At 45.2% G+C, this 16,945-nt stretch carries 16 protein-coding genes; 5 read left to right on the top strand and 11 right to left on the bottom strand.

Annotation, left to right across the window (positions count from 1 at the left end; all coding sequences use genetic code 11):
* Positions 1–82: 82 nt before the first annotated feature.
* Positions 83–517 (bottom strand): OsmC family protein, encoded by a 435-nt coding sequence (locus KUL49_RS13505; RefSeq protein WP_039218753.1) that lies wholly within the window; start codon positions 515–517, stop codon positions 83–85.
* 446 nt (positions 518–963) lie between these two features.
* Between KUL49_RS13505 and msrA the strand changes: the two genes are divergently transcribed.
* Positions 964–1,575 carry a peptide-methionine (S)-S-oxide reductase MsrA gene (msrA, locus tag KUL49_RS13500; protein ID WP_131137619.1) on the top strand — a complete coding sequence of 204 codons (612 nt, stop codon included), beginning with the start codon at positions 964–966 and terminating at the stop codon, positions 1,573–1,575.
* 28 nt (positions 1,576–1,603) lie between these two features.
* Here msrA and KUL49_RS13495 read toward each other — a convergent pair whose 3' ends face one another.
* From KUL49_RS13495 to KUL49_RS13485, 3 genes are read right to left on the bottom strand one after another with little or no spacing between them, the layout of a single operon-like run.
* Positions 1,604–1,945: an AzlD domain-containing protein gene (locus KUL49_RS13495; RefSeq protein ID WP_131137618.1), complete on the bottom strand. Its 342-nt coding sequence runs from the start codon at positions 1,943–1,945 to the stop codon at positions 1,604–1,606.
* The gene (locus KUL49_RS13490) at positions 1,935–2,657 is read right to left on the bottom strand and encodes an AzlC family ABC transporter permease (RefSeq protein ID WP_131137617.1); all 723 of its coding nucleotides are present in this window, start codon (positions 2,655–2,657) and stop codon (positions 1,935–1,937) included. Before KUL49_RS13490 ends, KUL49_RS13495 begins: the two co-directional genes overlap by 11 nt.
* Positions 2,654–3,145 (bottom strand): helix-turn-helix domain-containing protein, encoded by a 492-nt coding sequence (locus KUL49_RS13485; RefSeq protein ID WP_242633833.1) that lies wholly within the window; start codon positions 3,143–3,145, stop codon positions 2,654–2,656. Before KUL49_RS13485 ends, KUL49_RS13490 begins: the two co-directional genes overlap by 4 nt.
* Before the next feature lie 663 nt (positions 3,146–3,808).
* Between KUL49_RS13485 and KUL49_RS13480 the strand changes: the two genes are divergently transcribed.
* Positions 3,809–5,068, top strand: a complete 1,260-nt coding sequence (locus tag KUL49_RS13480; protein ID WP_131137615.1) for an MFS transporter — start codon at positions 3,809–3,811, stop codon at positions 5,066–5,068.
* A 60-nt stretch (positions 5,069–5,128) separates the two neighbouring features.
* Here the strand turns inward: KUL49_RS13480 and KUL49_RS13475 are convergent, their stop codons facing one another.
* A complete protein-coding gene (locus KUL49_RS13475) occupies positions 5,129–5,482 on the bottom strand; it encodes an RNA-binding protein (RefSeq protein ID WP_131137614.1) in 354 nt (117 codons plus the stop codon).
* Positions 5,483–5,526: 44 nt separating this feature from the next.
* Positions 5,527–6,303 (bottom strand): peroxide stress protein YaaA, encoded by a 777-nt coding sequence (gene yaaA / locus KUL49_RS13470; RefSeq protein ID WP_049586026.1) that lies wholly within the window; start codon positions 6,301–6,303, stop codon positions 5,527–5,529.
* Positions 6,304–6,679: 376 nt separating this feature from the next.
* Between yaaA and tal the strand changes: the two genes are divergently transcribed.
* From tal to KUL49_RS13450, 3 genes are all read left to right on the top strand, one after another.
* On the top strand, positions 6,680–7,639 hold the full coding sequence (tal, locus tag KUL49_RS13460) for a transaldolase (RefSeq protein WP_131137613.1): 960 nt from the start codon (positions 6,680–6,682) through the stop codon (positions 7,637–7,639).
* Positions 7,640–7,653: 14 nt separating this feature from the next.
* A complete protein-coding gene (gene pgi / locus KUL49_RS13455; protein WP_131137612.1) occupies positions 7,654–9,303 on the top strand; it encodes a glucose-6-phosphate isomerase in 1,650 nt (549 codons plus the stop codon).
* 362 nt (positions 9,304–9,665) lie between these two features.
* Positions 9,666–9,842: a DUF3545 family protein gene (locus KUL49_RS13450; protein ID WP_012519516.1), complete on the top strand. Its 177-nt coding sequence runs from the start codon at positions 9,666–9,668 to the stop codon at positions 9,840–9,842.
* Positions 9,843–10,095: 253 nt separating this feature from the next.
* Here KUL49_RS13450 and ung read toward each other — a convergent pair whose 3' ends face one another.
* From ung to KUL49_RS13425, 5 genes are all read right to left on the bottom strand, one after another.
* Positions 10,096–10,767, bottom strand: coding sequence for a uracil-DNA glycosylase (gene ung, locus KUL49_RS13445; RefSeq protein WP_131137611.1), 672 nt, complete (start codon positions 10,765–10,767; stop codon positions 10,096–10,098).
* Entirely contained in the window at positions 10,767–12,050 is a 1,284-nt protein-coding gene (gene thrC / locus KUL49_RS13440) for a threonine synthase (protein WP_131137610.1), read from the bottom strand. The genes ung and thrC overlap by 1 nt, the downstream gene beginning before the upstream one ends.
* Before the next feature lie 118 nt (positions 12,051–12,168).
* Positions 12,169–13,113: a homoserine kinase gene (gene thrB, locus KUL49_RS13435; protein WP_131137609.1), complete on the bottom strand. Its 945-nt coding sequence runs from the start codon at positions 13,111–13,113 to the stop codon at positions 12,169–12,171.
* Positions 13,114–13,283: 170 nt separating this feature from the next.
* Positions 13,284–15,749, bottom strand: a complete 2,466-nt coding sequence (gene thrA, locus KUL49_RS13430) for a bifunctional aspartate kinase/homoserine dehydrogenase I (RefSeq protein ID WP_131137608.1) — start codon at positions 15,747–15,749, stop codon at positions 13,284–13,286.
* Positions 15,750–16,042: 293 nt separating this feature from the next.
* The gene (locus KUL49_RS13425) at positions 16,043–16,921 is read right to left on the bottom strand and encodes a LysR substrate-binding domain-containing protein (protein WP_110288208.1); all 879 of its coding nucleotides are present in this window, start codon (positions 16,919–16,921) and stop codon (positions 16,043–16,045) included.
* Between the last annotated feature and the right edge of the window lie 24 nt (positions 16,922–16,945).

Below are 16,945 nucleotides of genomic sequence, written 5' to 3'. Positions count from 1 at the left end.
ACACTGATAAAAACAACTTGCCTGGTCTTGTCTAACAAAGCGAGTCCTACCTTTCGATAAGGATAGTAATAGCCTTTATCCCTTATTCGATATTCAATCGGTATTCCAATGTGATGTTGGCATTAAGAAGTTGAGATACTGGGCAATTTTCTTTTGCTTCCTGTGCAATTTTCTCAAACTCATCTTCGGTAATCCCTTCAACTTCAGCATCTAAGCTTAGTGCCGATTGAGTTATTTCAAAGCCGTCATCGTTTTTCTCTAAACTGATTTTTGCTGTGGTATTTAACTCGCCGTCATCGTATCCCGCGTCTGAAAGCGCAAAAGAAAGTGCCATGGTGAAGCAACTCGCATGCGCCGCACCAATTAATTCCTCGGGGTTGGTTCCCTTTTCATCTTCAAACCGCGTGTTAAAACCATAAGGCTGGTTCGATAAAGCACCGGTTTGTGTAGAAATGCTCCCCTTTCCCTTTTTACCTAGCGGCTTGTAAACTGCACTACCTGATTTGACTATCGACATATCATCTTTCCTTTCATTTTAACTAAACTGATTTTCATGTAGTTGGATAAGATGCAAGTGCTCTGCCGATCATAAGAAATCGCTCTATCCCTTGTCATAGCGGCTTTACAGCCCGTCTTTTAAATGGTGGAATCAAAGACTGTTCCCTTTTTGAAAGAAGACTACAGAGTGAGATGAAAATTTTACTTACCTCCTCCTAGTCTTTTTCAGTACCTATGCTTTCGCGCCAAGCCTCAAGCTTCGCAATGTGCGCTTAGAAAAAATGTACGCTTGTAAAAAATGTACGCTTGTAAAACAAAAATCGAATTAACTCGCAGCACTACGATGAAATTAATTTCAGCTTAAACCGTTCTTTATTTGTTAACCGTATATCTTCGCAAACTGGGGCCTGAAGACTTAAACGTGAAGGTCGCTTCAACGTTAAACCAACACATAAAAGGTGAGTGATGAAATTAACACTTTCTGCAGTTTTAATTAGCACAGCGTTAAGCGCTTCGGTTTTTACGCCATCAACAAGTGCCGACGAGGCCATTCTAGCTGGGGGCTGCTTTTGGTGCATGGAGTCTGATTTTGAAAAGCTAGACGGGGTTACTGATGTGGTGTCGGGGTTCACTGGCGGAAGCGCGCCAAATCCGACTTATAATGGCAATCACAAGGGACACTTTGAGGCGGTAAAGATCACCTACGACGGCGAAATGCTTTCTTATAATGATATTCTCGATCATTTTTGGGTGAACATTGACCCTTTCGATGACCGAGGTCAGTTTTGTGATAAGGGACCCAGTTACTTAAGCGCCATCTTTGTAGCAAACGATAAAGAACGTGCTATAGCAGAAAAAACAAAAGCTGACGTGGTAGCCCAATTTCCCAATAAAAAGGTGGTAACGCCCATACTCGATGCTTCTACCTTTTATCCGATAAAAGGCGACGAAATTGGCCATCAAGATTTTTATAAAAAAAGTCCCGTTCGCTATAAGTTCTACCGATGGAACTGTGGGCGTGACCAGCGCTTGGAAGAAATTTGGGGCGAGAAAGCCTTGGGTAAGAATAAGTCTTAGCCCAGCAACTTAACGTCTACGCCCAACGCTAAACCAAAGCGATACCAAAAGCCACACCAAAAGAAAGCACGCCGCAAAACACTGGCAGCCCTAAGCTTTTGAATTTGCGCCAAACAAGCACAGTGACAACAGTGCCTATTGCGGTTGCAATCCAACTCGCCGCTGACGGTGCTTTTGGAATAAGTGACGCTCCTAGCATAGCGGCAATCATTAACGGCCCTAACACGCTTAGCCACGTAGGTAAACGCGCCTCAGTGTTATTGGCCTTGTGTTTATTAAAGTGACGCTGAGTCCACAGCAACGGGCCTACGCGTAATGCATATGTCCCGATGGCTGCAACAACAATGGCTATCCAGATATCAACGTGCATGAGATTGCTTCCTTTCAACGTGCGAGGTAAGAAGATAAAAGGTTATCGCACCGCATAGTGCTGCCAATGGAATTGCAGCGTTTTTAAAGGTGCTGAGAGCCAAAAAGAGAGCCGCCGTCATTGTAATGAGCAAGGTAGCGCTCCACAGTTTACTTGAGAATTTAGGCGCGAGTAGCACAAGGAAAAGTGCAGGTAAAGCAAAGGGCATCACGCTGTCTAATATTGGCCATTGTTGGGTAAGGGAATCCCCTGCGATACCGCCAAGCGCTGTCCCTAAGATCCAACTAAGCCACGCCACCATCGATACACCTTTAAACCAATCTACCTTTTTAGCATCGTCCATTAGCGGCAAGCGAGTATGGGCTAGCGCAAAAATCTGGTCAGTAAGGCCGTGCATTAAATAGGGCCAAGCTTTACTTTGCGGTAAATAAGGCACCAAGTTGGGCGCATAAACCACATGACGTACATTAACTAATAACGTCATACAAACCGCTAGCCAAAGTGGCGCACCTGATGCCACCATGGCTACCAAAAGAAACTGCGACGCGCCTGCGTAAATGAATATGGAAATTAGCGTGGCTTCCAGCGTAGAAAAACCGGCTTGAACTGCGATCACGCCAAATGAAATGGCTACCGGAATATAGCCACCTAACAAAGGTAACCCGTCGATAACCCCTTGCTTAAGTCCACTTTTTGATGAAAGTTGGCTCATTCCTTTGCCTCTTTGTGATAAACGATTGTGATAAGACATGTCGCCCACTCGTCTCCCGTTTTGTATACGTGGGGCAAATCAGCGTTAAATGCTAAACTTTGACCCGGATGCAGCCATTGAGTATTTCCACTATTCCCAGCTTCCAGAGAGCCGCTAACAACGGTAATCGTTTCTTCTGTTCCTGTGGCGTGAGCTTCTGCCTCTCGAAAAGTATTGGGTGCAACCGACATCCAATAAGCATCAACGTTCGGGATACCTTGTCCTTGCTCAATTAAACGAACTTCTACGCCCTTTTCTCCAACGCTTGCGCTAACAGGCTGAACTAGCTGACCGAACGGAACGTCTAGTTGTTTAGCTAACCGCCAAATGGTGTCTAGCGTCGGATTGCCGTTACCCTGCTCTAATCTTGAAAGGTTAGATTTAGCGATACCTGCCCCTGCTGCCAATTGCGACAGCGAGACACCTTTGTCTTGCCTGAGTTTCTGCAAATGCCTTCCGAGGATGTTGAGCGTTGATTGATTCACACCTTACCAACTTAATGTTGTTCCATTTAAAGAACGTTCTATATATAGAACACCTCAAAGTCAAGAAGTTTGTTTTAAATAGGGGGATAGATACGGCGTTGTGCTCACGCCACGACTGGAATACGTGATAAATGTTAAAAGATAACAAAGGGATGAACTAAAAGGTAACCAATGTTTATGCACAGAAAACAGTCACCTTCGATTTTCTTAAACGCCCACTCGACTTTCTAACGCAAAAGGTCCGACGTAATTTATTAACAAAAGCACTACATTTAAATCGCTGAATTGATTAAGAAACCTTATCAGTTACCGTTACTTGCTATCTGAGCGATGCTACGATCTCTTGCAGTAAACGAATACGAAAAGCACGAACCTGTGGGCTGTTGATCATTGCTAAATATTATCGATGGTTTCTAAATATTATCGATAATAACGGCGACTATTCGAAGAGAACCGGCAAACATTCCGTTGAGCCGGTTTTTGCGTTTCATCAAAGCGCTAGTCTGCTGAGTGTCTTTTATCTTTGATGACACACGGACATTGTAAAAATGCACAGCAAAACTCAACAGACCCTCGCTAAAGCAGCCACTAAGTACGTGATTGAACGCAATGAACAAAAGGACGTTTATGACGAATCAAACTGACAAGATTCTTTCTGACCAAGCCTCTTCAAAGCAGGCATCTTCAGAGCAGCCCTCAGCGTTGGGTGAATACTCACTGGCCACTATAACCTTTTGGCTGGCTTTCGGAACCTTTGTGATTGGTTGCAGTGAATTTGCGGCAATGGGTTTATTACCATACTTTGCAGAAGATTTTGGCATTACTGAAAATGTCGCTGGTCACGCAATTAGTGCTTATGCCATTGGTGTTGTAGTGGGCGCGCCGCTTATCACTATCTTTTTTTCCAGGCTTGCAAGACGCACCATGCTTATTTCAATGATGATATTTTATGCTGGCGGAAACTTGCTAACAGCACTAGCGTGGTCAGAATGGACAATGAACATAGCGCGCTTTATTGCTGGCCTTCCTCATGGCGCTTACTTCGGCATTGCCATGCTCTTTGCTGCAGACATTGCCGGTAAAAATAAACGGGCGCAAGCTGTCAGTAACGTCATTTTAGGCTTGGCTATTGCCAATATTATTGGTGTGCCGTCAATTAGCGGTATTGGGCAAATGCTCGGATGGCGAACTGGCTTCTTTATTATTTCAGCCTTTGCGTTAGTTACTGCATTAATGGTCTGGAAAACCGCACCATACCGCGGCCCTAATCCAGATGCCAAACCGCTAACCGAGCTTAAAGCTCTGAAAAACAAAGACGTGCTGCTGGTACTACTTATGGGCGCTATTGGCTTTGGTGGCATGTTCTCCGTGTATTCTTACTTCAGTGCCTCTTACCTAAGTACAACCTCTTCACCTGAGTGGGGAATCTCGGCTACATTGCTTATCTATGGCATAGGCGTAACCTTGGGCAATATTATTGCAGGCCGCTATTCTGAAGGCAGGTTACTGACGTCAGCGATTACGTTTCAGGTTTTACTGGGCCTATCAGCTGCAGCTTACGCTGCGTCGATGGGGAATCCATACTTAATGGCAGCATCACTGTTTTTCATTGGTATCGGTGGTGGCATGGTGGTGCCGCTGCAAACAAGGCTTATGGATGTCGCTGGCGAGGCTCAGACTTTAGCCGGCGCCATGAACCATGCGGCTTTTAACACCGCTAATGCACTTGGCCCTTGGTTGGCAGGAATGACACTGTCAGCGGGTTATGGCTATACATCAACGGGTTGGGTAGGCCTAGCGCTTGCCGGTGGTGGTGTACTGGTGTGGCTAGCCATTGTTATGACTGCTCGCAATACTCAAGTACAAACAGCAACCGTATCTGGTTAAATGAAGGTTTAGCGCTGACAACCTTCGTTGTCAGCGCTTGTTAGTTGTATTCCCTCGGTATTACTCGGCGTCGTTTTCACGATCAGAGTTATTGCGAGAAGCACTTCCCCATACATCTTCGGGAATGTCTCTTTTGGGCGCTGGCGCACTAGCTATCGCTTCAGCCTGCTTCTTCTCTTGATTTGACCACTTAACACGAATTTTCTTACCGTCGATAACTTTGGCGTTAAGTTTTTCAATGGCTTTATCGGTTTCTTCTTGCGTGCTCATTTCTACGAAACCAAAGCCTTTCGATAAGCCAGAAGCCTCATCTATCACCAAGTCGCACGACGCTATGATGCCAAACTCGAAAAACAAGTCTTCAAGATTCTCCTGAGTAAATGTTTTAGGTAAATTGCGAACTAATATGCTCAAATTTATGTCCTACTTTTAAGGTGATTATGGATGAACGGGTGTTATTAACTTTCCTGGTTACGCAGAAACACAAGTTCAGTTGAAGAGCTTTGTTCTTCGCTAAACACATAGCCATCTACGTCGAAGTTTTTCAGACCTTGTACGTCTTCTACACGGTTTTCAAGAATATAACGCGCCATTAAACCACGGGCTTTCTTCGCAAAGAAACTGATAATTTTATACTGACCGTTCTTGCAGTCTTTAAACGTTGGCGTAATGATCATGCCATCTAAAGACTTTTTCTTCACTGCTTTAAAGTACTCATTTGAAGCAAGGTTGATCAACACATTGTCACCCTGTGCTTCTAATGCCTTATTTAGCACATAAGTAATGCGATCATCCCAAAACGCATACAGGTCTTTTCCTTCAGGGTTTGCTAATTTAGTGCCCATTTCTAAACGATAGGCCTGCATTAAGTCTAAAGGACGAAGCAATCCGTATAGGCCAGACAAAATTCGAAGATGTTTTTGCGCATATTCGACCGTTTCGCTATCAAGCGAGTAGGCATCTAACCCAGTGTACACATCACCATTAAACGCATACATTGCTTGGCGTGCATTATCGGGCGAAAACGGCGTAGAAAACTCAGCAAAACGGTTGGCGTTCAACGTTGCTAACTTGTCGCTTATCTTCATCAGCGATGATAAGTCAGCAGGCGATAAGGTGCGGCAAACTTCCATCAAACGTTCAGTGTCTTCAAGCATGGCAGGCTGAGTGAACTGGCTCACAGGAATTTCGCTTTCAAAATCTAAATTTTTTGCTGGGGATACTACAACTAACATTTCGACTCCTTAATTTTTACGCTCGTATTGTACCACCTGATTCGCTTCAAAAAGCAAAATGGCATAAGAAAGACGTAAATTGGCTTAACAGAGAAATCCGATTAGCCATTTTGTCGCTATTCAATGTATGAATTGTCACACGGGTTTGATATAAATAGCGTTACAAATAATTATTCAAACAATAATTGAGATACACCCTCCGTGAACGTACCTCAATTACCAAAGCGCTGCATGTACCAGTACTTGTTAAAGAACTAAGAACTGGTAAAAAAGAACGCAAGCGCGAAGCCCTACACACGCGCAAGCGAACCGTTTTATTCAACTGGCTTTTCCAGCGAGTTGTCCAAATTTATTTTGATAAAGAACAGAGAGAATTATGAGCAATCAGTTAGCTTCATTACGTGATATCACTACCGTTGTTGCCGACACGGGCGACATCGATGCCATTAAAAAGTATCAACCAGTCGATGCCACAACTAACCCGTCGCTACTTTTAAAAGCGGCTGGTCTTCCTCAATATGCAAGCCTAATTGATGATGCTGTAGCATGGGCAAAACTTCAGTCAAACGACGCTGACCAGCAGCTTACTGATGCAGCAGACAAACTAGCGGTAGCCATTGGTAAAGAAATCTCTGCAACTATTCCAGGCCGAATCTCAACTGAAGTAGACGCACGCCTTTCGTTCGACACTGCCGCCACTATCGAAAAAGCGGAACGTTTGGTTCAGCTATATGAAGACGCGGGTATCGATAAGTCACGCATTCTTATTAAAATTGCCTCTACTTGGGAAGGTATTCAGGCAGCAGAAGAGCTAGAGAAGAAAGGCATTCAGTGTAACTTAACGCTTCTATTTAGCTTCGCCCAAGCACAAGCTTGTGCAGAGGCCGGTGTTTATCTTATCTCTCCATTCGTAGGGCGCATTTTAGACTGGTACAAAAAAGCGACCGGTACTGAGTCTTACGCACCAGATGAAGATCCAGGCGTAGTATCTGTAACTAAAATTTATAACTACTACAAAGACCACGGCTACAATACCGTAGTGATGGGCGCAAGCTTCCGTAACATTGGTGAAATTCAAGCGTTGGCAGGTTGTGATCGTCTAACCATTAGCCCAGCACTGCTAGAAGAACTGGCAAACGAGCCTGGCGATCTAGAGGTTAAACTTGAAGACAATGGCGCTACAAAAACACCAGGTGACCGCTTAACAGAAAGCGAATTCCGCTGGGCAATGAATGAAGATGCAATGGCAACCGAAAAGCTGTCTGAAGGCATCCGCAACTTCGCCGCAGATCAGGAAAAACTTGAAACCATGCTTCGCGAAAAACTAAGCGCGTAAGGGCTATTGAAACAATGAGTGTTTTAACTTCTCTTCCTGAATGGAAAAAGCTGTCTGAACTTGCTGCAACGGTAAAAGATGCGCACATGCGCGACTGGTTTGCACAAGATGCAAATCGCGCAGATAAGATGCAGCTTGAAGCCTGCGGTATTTTTCTTGATTACTCGAAAAACCGTGTAAATGATGACGCGCTTAAAGGACTTTTCGACCTTGCCAGAGCGTGCAAACTAGAAACCCTTCGCGACGCGATGTTTTCTGGTGAGCAGATTAACTCAACAGAAAGTCGCGCTGTGCTTCACACCGCACTTCGTAATTTCTCAGACCGTAAAGTGATGGTAGATGGCGAAGACGTCATGCCTGAAGTGCATGCTACGCTTGCAAAAATTGAAGCGTTTACCGCGTCGGTTCACAGCGGTGAACACAAAGGTTATACCGGCAAGCCTATCAAGCACATTGTGGCAATTGGTATTGGTGGTTCGTTCCTGGGTCCTAAGATTATGACCGAGGCACTTAAGCCGCATACCGTTGATGCCGTGAAAGTTCACTTTGTTGCCAACGTTGATGGTTGCCACATTCACGATGTGCTATCTAGCGTAGATTTTGAAGAAACTTTGGTGGTCATGTCATCAAAATCTTTCTCTACCCAAGAGACGCTTCAAAATACACTTACGGCTAAAGACTGGTTCTTAAAGTCTGGCGGTACACAAGAAGATATTGCTAAACACTTTGTAGCCGTGTCTTCAAACGTTAAAGCAGCCACCGAGTTTGGTATTAGCGCCGACAATATTTTCCCTATGTGGGATTGGGTAGGCGGTCGTTATTCACTGTGGTCTGCCATTGGCCTGCCTATCTCGCTAGCCCTTGGGTTTGAAAACTTCAAAGGCTTACTTGAAGGTGCGTTTGACATGGACACCCATTTCACAACCGCACCGCTAGAAGAAAACATGCCTGTTCTACTTGCACTGTTAGGCGTATGGTACAGAAACTTTTTCGATGCACAGTCTCATGTGTTGCTGCCTTATTACCACTATCTTCGCGGCTTACCAGCTTACGTACAGCAGTTAGATATGGAAAGTAATGGTAAAGAAGTGACGCAAGAAGGTGAGCACGTAGATTACCCTACTGGCCCAATTATTTGGGGCAGTGAAGGTACAAACGGCCAGCATAGCTTCCATCAGCTTATTCACCAAGGTTCTGGCGTTATCCCAGCAGACTTCATGTTGCCACTTAACGTTCCTAACCAGGACGACACGCATCACGCTATGCTTGCGTCTAACTGTTTTGGTCAAACCCAGGCACTAATGCAGGGTAAAACCTTTGAAGAGTGTTATGCAGACCTTGACGGTAAAGGCCTAGACGACGCTGAACGTAAACGCTTGGCCGCTCATAAAACCATGCCTGGCAACAAGCCTAGCAATACTTTCTTGTTTGATAGCCTTACGCCTAAAACACTTGGCGCGCTGGTTGCAATGTATGAACATAAGGTATTCGTTCAGGGTGTTATCTGGAACCTTAACTCATTCGACCAATGGGGCGTAGAGTTAGGTAAAGTACTAGGAAACCAAGTACTTGCAGGCATTCAAGGTGAGGCAGACAAAGATAATTTCGACGCTTCAACACAACAATTGATTGCCAAATTCAGAGCAGCGAATGCACCAAAATAAGGAATGCGAGGTGATTTAAAATCACCCAATTGGTGCAAATAACAAACTGAACGGCTAGCTTTTTCGAAAGCTAGCCGTTTTTTGTTGCGGTTTTCATCGACAATACGACAGACATTTTTGATATCCGTAACACTGTACAATTGATTACTAACAAAACAAATAGGATCAATTACATACAGTTATTGTTCACGCTTTAAACACACTGGACATTTCCTTACCGTTGTCATCATATCGTCACAATTTGTTAATAAAAGGTAAATTAAACTATTTTATTTTAGTGGCGGCTGTGATACAAAATTGTACAGAGGGAATTAAAAACAAAAACTCTGTATTAGTTGTAGTGGTATAAAAAGGAGATCCCAGTGGATAAATCAGATCTATTTGCCATGTTAGACATCGAAGCAAGCCCAGCAAAAACCAAAAGCAAAAAACGTAAGTGGAGAGAAATCGAAGCGCTACAAGATCGCTACAAATTAGAAAAAGAACTGGCCGAACTCGACTGTGGTTTCGAGTACGAGCTAGAGACACTGGAAAGATAAAACGAAGGCCGCCTGTTACACAGGCGGCCTTTTTACTTTCTAGCGTGCTGTAAATGCTTCACTTGCAAGCATGGTGTCTCTTCGCTGGCTCTATGTAATAGCGTATTAGCTAAGGAATATGCTCTGTGCCTAATTGCGGCCAGACCGCATAACATGTCTCATAGCTATTTAGGCATTTATCTAGTGAGTCATTGATAGGCCCTGAATAAGGCAACCACACTTGCTGTGTGGCTAGCTGCTATTTGTGCCAGTACTATACCTGCCAATTAATGGGTTCTTTGCCCTTAGCAATAAGGTATTCGTTTGTTTGGCTGAAGTGTTTGCAACCTAAAAAGCCTCTGTGTGCTGAGAGTGGCGACGGATGAGGCGCATGTAAAACGTGGTGTTTTTCACGGTTAATGTGCTTACCTTTCTTTTGCGCATGGCTTCCCCACAGAAGAAACACAACGTTTTGGCAGTGCTCATTGACCACATCAATAACCTTATCGGTGAAGGTTTCCCATCCCCATTTCGCGTGGCTATGTGCTTTGCCCTGCTCAACGGTCAATACAGTATTAAGTAGCAATACGCCCTGCTCCGCCCACGACGTCAGCGTGCCGTGGTTGGGCTCGGTGAAACCATCAATGTCAGACAACAGCTCTTTGTACATATTTTTAAGCGATGGCGGTGTTTTAACGCCAGCTTTTACTGAAAAACAAAGTCCATGGGCTTGATTAGGACCGTGGTACGGATCTTGACCCAAGATCACGACTTTTACTTCGTCTAGCGGCGTGTATTTAAGCGCATTGAATACGTCAGACTGAGGCGGGTAGATAACGCTTCCCGCTTCACGAGCGTGCTTCACGCGCTCAAGCAACGTAACAAAATAGTCTTTTTGCTTTTCATCGCTTAGCGCGGTTTGCCATGTCATAGCCGATTGTGTCATTACTTCAGCAAGTCCAACATATGCTGCTTAAGCGCATCGTAAGACGCTGGCAAGTCTACCGCCAAGCTGTCTTCACCGGCTACATCGGCCAACGCTTTCGGTAAGCAGATTGGATTACCTAGCACGTTTTCAACGGTTTCTCTGAACTTAGCCGGGTGCGCTGTTCCTAAGAACAAACCAATTTCGCCGTCTTCTAAGTCGTGACTTACTGCGCGATAGGCAATCGCGGCATGTGGCTCGCTGGTATAGCCTTGTTGCGCTAATTGACGCATAGCAAGCTGCGTATATTCTTCGTCAACCATCTCACCTTTAAGACACGCTTTGTCGATATAGCCACGCTCAATAAGCGCCTCTATTCGCGGCCAGTTATTAGGCTGACTCACATCCATTGCGTTAGACATGGTCGCAACCGTCGCCTTAGGTTCCCACTCGCCGGTTTTAAGGTATCGAGGTACCGTGTCGTTTAAGTTAGTTGCTGCGATAAAACGCTTTATAGGTAAACCTAACGATTTAGCAATCATGCCAGCCGTAAGGTTACCAAAGTTACCACTAGGTACTGAAATAACGAGTTGGTCTCGTTTCTCTTTTGGCAACTGACTTACTGCTTCAAAGTAATAGCAAACCTGAGCTAGTAAACGGCTGATGTTGATTGAGTTTGCTGAGTTCAGGTGAAGGCCTTCACGTACGTCAGGGTCGTCAAACGCGGTTTTTACGAGTGATTGGCATGCGTCAAAGTCTGACTCAACAGCAACGGTATGAATATTACCGCCTAGCGTAGTGAATAGCTTTTCCTGCAGCGCGCTAATCTTGCCCTTTGGAAACAAAATAACCACGTTGATATTGTCGATGCCGTGAAATGCATGTGCAACCGCTGCGCCGGTATCACCTGAAGTCGCTGTTAGAATGGTAACTGGCTTCCCTTCGCTAATACGCGACAGGGTTTGCGCCATAAAGCGGCCGCCAAAATCTTTAAACGCTAGCGTTGGGCCATGGAAAAGCTCTAAGCAGTATACGTTATCGTTGACCTGCTCAACTGGTGCACCAAAAGCAAATGCGGTCTGAACAATTTCTTCTAGCTCGCCATTATTCAGCTCATCGCCGATAAGGGCGCGAAGTACTTCAATACTGCGCTCTACAAATGGCTTTTCCAACAATTCGTCAATATTGTCTAGGGTAGGAATATGCTCTGGAAAATAAAGCCCTTGGTTTTTACCTAAGCCCCGCTTAACGGCTTCAGCAAAATTTGCTGTGTCCGATGAATCTTTTAAATTTACCAATTCCACTTGCTGTTACCTTTTTATGTGGGCAAGTACTCTGCCCTTTTAATCTTTTAAAAAATAATTGTGCTTTTAGGAAATCATTTGCCTTTAAGAAACCATATACCTTAAAAAGCTATGTACCTTAAGAAACAATGGTGCCTTGGCTTGGTATTTGGCACACATGGCTAAAGCCATCTTCATTTTGAATATAGTTCTCTGTTAAATAGGCGGCGACTTTTTCCGCCTGAGCTTTACTTGGACACACGGCAAAAACCGTAGGTCCCGAGCCAGAAATACCAAAAGCGAGCGCGCCCGCTTGCTCACTAAACGCACGAGCGTCATCAAAGCCAGGCAGTAGCGATTTTCTGTAAGGTTCGGCTATAACATCGTTCATTACCGATGCTGCCAAATCAAAGTTACCTACATGTAAGGCGTGTACAAACACACCTAGCTGTCGACCAAAGGTTAGTGCCGTCGCCATTTCCACCTGTTTAGGTAAGATATCGCGAGCCGCCGCCGTTGATACGCTAATGCCTGAATAACAGACGGCATAGTACCATTCGTCGTTTAACGGCAACGACAGCGTGACAGGCGCATCGCTACCTGTCATTAACGTCATACCACCTAAGTAACAGGGAGCAACATTATCATAGTGAATACTACCGCTTATTTGGCCTTCTAATTCGCCCATCATTATAAGCAGAGTATCTTCATCGAACGGGGTGTCGAAGTAAGCATTTAACGCTGCAAACGCTGCCACAATAGAGCTTGCGCTTGAACCCAACCCGCTGCCTATTGGAAGGTTTTTATGAAGCGTAAGCGCAACAGGAGAGGTTGTTTTTCCAGCCTTTTCCATTTGCTCACAGAAATAGTGATAGCACTTGGTTACAATATTACTGTCTGCATCGCCCGGGAGTTTGTGAGCAAAGCGCCCCACCGTTTCTAGTGAAAATGACTCAGCCGTCTTTATTTCAACTTCATCACCTAGCTTAGTGCCATCAACGGGCGCAAGCGCTGCGCCTAGTACGTCAAAGCCTAAGCTCACATTTCCAATTGATGCCGGCGCGAAGGCCGTGAATGCTTTCATATTATTACTCTTACTTCGCTTGTGGCGTGCTCTTTATATTAGCGCTTCAAATTAGCTCAATAAATTAGCGCTTTAAATCGATGCCACAACATTACTGGCCTAAGTCACACCTTCGAATATCTTACTTTAGCCGCCTATCTACGCTAAGCAAGCTAAGCGTTATTTAGCCCTTAGTGCGCCATTTGCTTCCACGGCATAGTACGCAGAATGTCAGCAAACACCCCTGCTGCTGTTACCGTACCACCTGCTCCATATCCTCTAATCACATAAGGGATTGGGCTATAGTAGTCACTGTTAATCGCCAGCGCGTTTTCACCGTCTTTTACCTGCGAAAGAGGGTTACTTGCCGGTACAGCCTGAATGCTTACTTTGCATTTTCCGTCTTCAATGCTGCCGATATAACGAAGTACTTTACCTTCTGCTTTAGCCGCTTCAACCTTTTCACCAAACGACGCATCTAACTCTGGCAGCTGCTGCATAAACTCGTCAATTGAACAATCTTCGGCAAAACCTTTTGGCAGTACAGACTCAATTTCAATGTCAGATAGTTCTAACGCTAAATCAGCTTCACGAGCCATGATAAGCAGCTTGCGCGCTACGTCCATGCCGCTTAAGTCATCGCGCGGATCAGGCTCTGTGAAACCGTTGTCTTTGGCTGTTTGTGTCGCTTGCGACAGGCTCATGCCCTCTTCAAGTTTGCCAAATACATAAGACAAACTGCCCGATAGAATTCCTTCAAAGCGATGTAAGGTGTCGCCAGCGCTGAATAGCTTTTGCAAGTTATCGATAACCGGTAGCCCTGCGCCTACAGTGGTTTCGTAAAGGTACTGACGATTTGTCGATTGCGCGGTCTTACGAAGCTTGCGGTAGTAAGACATTGCGCTCGTGTTCGCCTTTTTATTTGGCGTTACCACGTGAAAACCGCTTTCCATCATATCTACATATTGCTGTGCAATCGCTTCGTGACTAGTACAGTCAACAATCACCGGGTTTACCAGACTATTGTCGTTGGCAAACTGATGCAGGCGTTCAACGCTTAATCCTTCGCTTGCCGATTCAAGTGCCGCTTTCCAGTCACCGCTTAAATCAATCCCTTGACTGTTTAACAGCAGTTTCCTGCTATTTGCAATGCCATAAACTCTCAGCTGTACATTGCGTTTTAGCAAAGCCGGCTGTTGTTTTTCAATTTGACCTAGCAGTTCGGTTCCCACATTGCCACACCCTACTAGGAATACGTCAATGGTATGGCGGTCAGAGAAAAAATTCTGGTGAATAACCTTTACCGCTTTCTTAGCACGCTTGCTTTCAATTACCGTTGAAATAGAGCGTTCTGAAGAGCCCTGAGCAATAGCAACGTTGTTTACCCGCGCTTGGGCAAGCGAGTTAAAGAAACGCGCTGCCAAGCCTTTGGTTTGACGCATACCGTCACCAACTAAAGTAACAATGGCTAGGTCATGACGCACTTCAATGGGGTCTAGCAATTGATTTTGAAGCTCTAGCGCGAACGCATCTTCAAGAAGCGTTAACGCTCGGCTGGCGTCTTTACTTTGGATACAGAAACTGATTGAGTATTCTGACGAAGACTGGGTAATAAGGCTTATTGAAATATTGGCGTTCGACATCACCTCAAACACACGACTTGCCATACCTACCATGCCTTTAAGGCCAGGGCCTGCAACGTTAAACATGGTGACGTTATCAAGCTGTGAAATACCTTTAACTGACGTCCACACCTCGCTTTTTTCATTGCTGATTAGCGTACCTGGCGCAGCTGGGTTTAGTGTGTTTCTGATCAAACAAGGGATGTGGTGTTGGGCAATAGGACCGATAGTTTTCGGATGAAGTACCTTGGCACCGAAATAAGACAGCTCCATCGCTTCTTGATAGGTAAGCTTGTCTAACAGCACTGCCCCTTCAACTTGGTTCGGGTCAGCGTTATAAACACCATCTACGTCTGTCCAAATTTCACAGCAATTTGCGTCTATACACGCCGCTAAAATGGCCGCTGAATAGTCTGAGCCGTTACGCCCAAGCGTGACTTTCTCGCCCGCTTCGTTAGCAGCAACAAACCCCGGCATGACCAGAAATTCACTGCCGTCAGTAGGCACATCTGAAAAGCGCGCTTTACTAAGCGACACATCGGCAATGCTGTCTAGGTAATCGCCTTCGGCCAGCACATACTTAACCGGGTCAATAACGCGATTAGCGATACCTTTGGCAGATAGCATAGCGCTAAAAAGCGTCACCGAGATGTACTCACCAATACTTAGAATACCGGCAGCGACATTATCAGGTGCAACACCAAGCAGCTTAATACCTTCAAGGTGCTGTTTTAGTACTGAAAGGTGACTATTAATGAATTCTACCACGCTTGTATGTGCAAACCCGTCGAGTTCTTCGTTTAGGTTGTTGGCGATGCCGGTAACCGTGTCGTTCAACTTATTGAATAATGGCTGGAAATCTTCACCCGCGGCTGCTTGTTCACATAGTAGTGAAAGCGCGTTCGTTACCCCCTTTGGGGCAGAGAGTACAACCGCAGCACCGTCGGTTTGGTGGGTCGCCGTGCTAATCTCCATAACGCGCATGTATCGCGGTGCATCGGCTAGAGAAGAACCCCCAAACTTTAAGACTTTCATATGCTGCTCCTTAAGGTTACGCATGCTAAAACGTGTGTAAAAAAAAGCCCGCTCTGTGTTAGGCGGGCTTTCGTTGTCTTTTGCTTACTTGCACTAGTCAGCGACCGCCCTTTTTAAGGTGGTAATTAACATAATGGTGGTGCGAGTAAGTAGAATCTTTTTCATACAAGCAATTTGCCGTATAGACGTCTATATGTCAACCGCAGTTTTCACTACACTGTATTGCAAAAAGTGCAACACTCTACACGAAATATTGCTTATTAAGGCATACAAGGCTTACTTTGTTTGTTTTCCTAGCGATCATCCATGATATTTTGGGCAAGGAAATCAACCAGTAAACGAATCTTTGGCGCAACATTTCTATTGGAAGGAAATACTGCCCAAATAGCTTCTTGCTTGTCTTTATATTCTGGTAATACCTCTACCAATTCGCCACGTGCCAATGCTTCACGCACATAAAACCCAGGTAGCTGGGTAAGCCCCAATCCAGCCAAAGCAGCGCTACAGAGTGCGTTGCCACTGTTGTATCGCACACGTCCTTGCACTGGCAACGTTTGCACTTCTTTATTTACAACGAACCTCCAGTTGGGTTGGGAGCCTACCAACAAAGTATGTTCCTTAAGCTCTTGTAGAGATTTTGGCATCGAGTGTTGAGAAAAATAGTCTTTGCTACCGCATACAAACAAATGACGTGTAGCCAGCTTTTTAGCAACAAGTGTCGAATCTTCTAATTTGCCAATACGAATAGCGAGATCGAGACCAAGCTCCACAATATCGAGTTTTTCATTGGAGAACGTACACTGCACACTAATGCCAGCGTACTTTTGCATAAAGGTATTGAGCAATGGCGCTATGAATGCTTCGCCAAACGCTACGGGAGCGGTAAGTTTAATTAGCCCTTGCGGCGATGCTTGCAGTGCGCTCACCGCTAGCTGGGCATCTTCGAGCGCCTTTAACGCGGGCATTGCCTGCTGAAAATACTGCGTACCCGCTTCAGTAAGCGATACGCTGCGCGTTGTACGCTGTAATAATTTTACGCCTAGCTGCTTTTCAAGTGATGCGACTTTACGGCTTATCTGCGCCACTGACGTGTCGAGCTTATTTGCAGCCCCGGTAAAATTGCCAACGTCAGCTACGGCACAAAACTCGGCTATACCTTCTAGATATTTCATTATCGCCACTCGTTAGTTTAGCGT

Origin of the sequence: Alteromonas sp. KUL17, assembly GCF_006538305.1 — a bacterium.
Lineage (GTDB): Bacteria > Pseudomonadota > Gammaproteobacteria > Enterobacterales > Alteromonadaceae > Alteromonas > Alteromonas macleodii.
The sequence above is the reverse complement of the archived record's forward strand: the minus strand, read 5'-3'. Positions and strand labels throughout refer to the sequence as shown.

What these genes read in the sequence shown, in the direction of transcription:
- KUL49_RS13505 (WP_039218753.1), bottom strand. Translation starts at nt 517, where the DNA reads ATGTCGATAGTCAAATCAGGTAGTGCAGTTTACAAGCCGCTAGGTAAA.
- msrA (WP_131137619.1), top strand. Translation starts at nt 964, where the DNA reads ATGAAATTAACACTTTCTGCAGTTTTAATTAGCACAGCGTTAAGCGCT.
- KUL49_RS13495 (WP_131137618.1), bottom strand. Translation starts at nt 1,945, where the DNA reads ATGCACGTTGATATCTGGATAGCCATTGTTGTTGCAGCCATCGGGACA.
- KUL49_RS13490 (WP_131137617.1), bottom strand. Translation starts at nt 2,657, where the DNA reads ATGAGCCAACTTTCATCAAAAAGTGGACTTAAGCAAGGGGTTATCGAC.
- KUL49_RS13480 (WP_131137615.1), top strand. Translation starts at nt 3,809, where the DNA reads ATGACGAATCAAACTGACAAGATTCTTTCTGACCAAGCCTCTTCAAAG.
- yaaA (WP_049586026.1), bottom strand. Translation starts at nt 6,303, where the DNA reads ATGTTAGTTGTAGTATCCCCAGCAAAAAATTTAGATTTTGAAAGCGAA.
- tal (WP_131137613.1), top strand. Translation starts at nt 6,680, where the DNA reads ATGAGCAATCAGTTAGCTTCATTACGTGATATCACTACCGTTGTTGCC.
- pgi (WP_131137612.1), top strand. Translation starts at nt 7,654, where the DNA reads ATGAGTGTTTTAACTTCTCTTCCTGAATGGAAAAAGCTGTCTGAACTT.
- ung (WP_131137611.1), bottom strand. Translation starts at nt 10,767, where the DNA reads ATGACACAATCGGCTATGACATGGCAAACCGCGCTAAGCGATGAAAAG.
- thrB (WP_131137609.1), bottom strand. Translation starts at nt 13,113, where the DNA reads ATGAAAGCATTCACGGCCTTCGCGCCGGCATCAATTGGAAATGTGAGC.
- thrA (WP_131137608.1), bottom strand. Translation starts at nt 15,749, where the DNA reads ATGAAAGTCTTAAAGTTTGGGGGTTCTTCTCTAGCCGATGCACCGCGA.
- KUL49_RS13425 (WP_110288208.1), bottom strand. Translation starts at nt 16,921, where the DNA reads ATGAAATATCTAGAAGGTATAGCCGAGTTTTGTGCCGTAGCTGACGTT.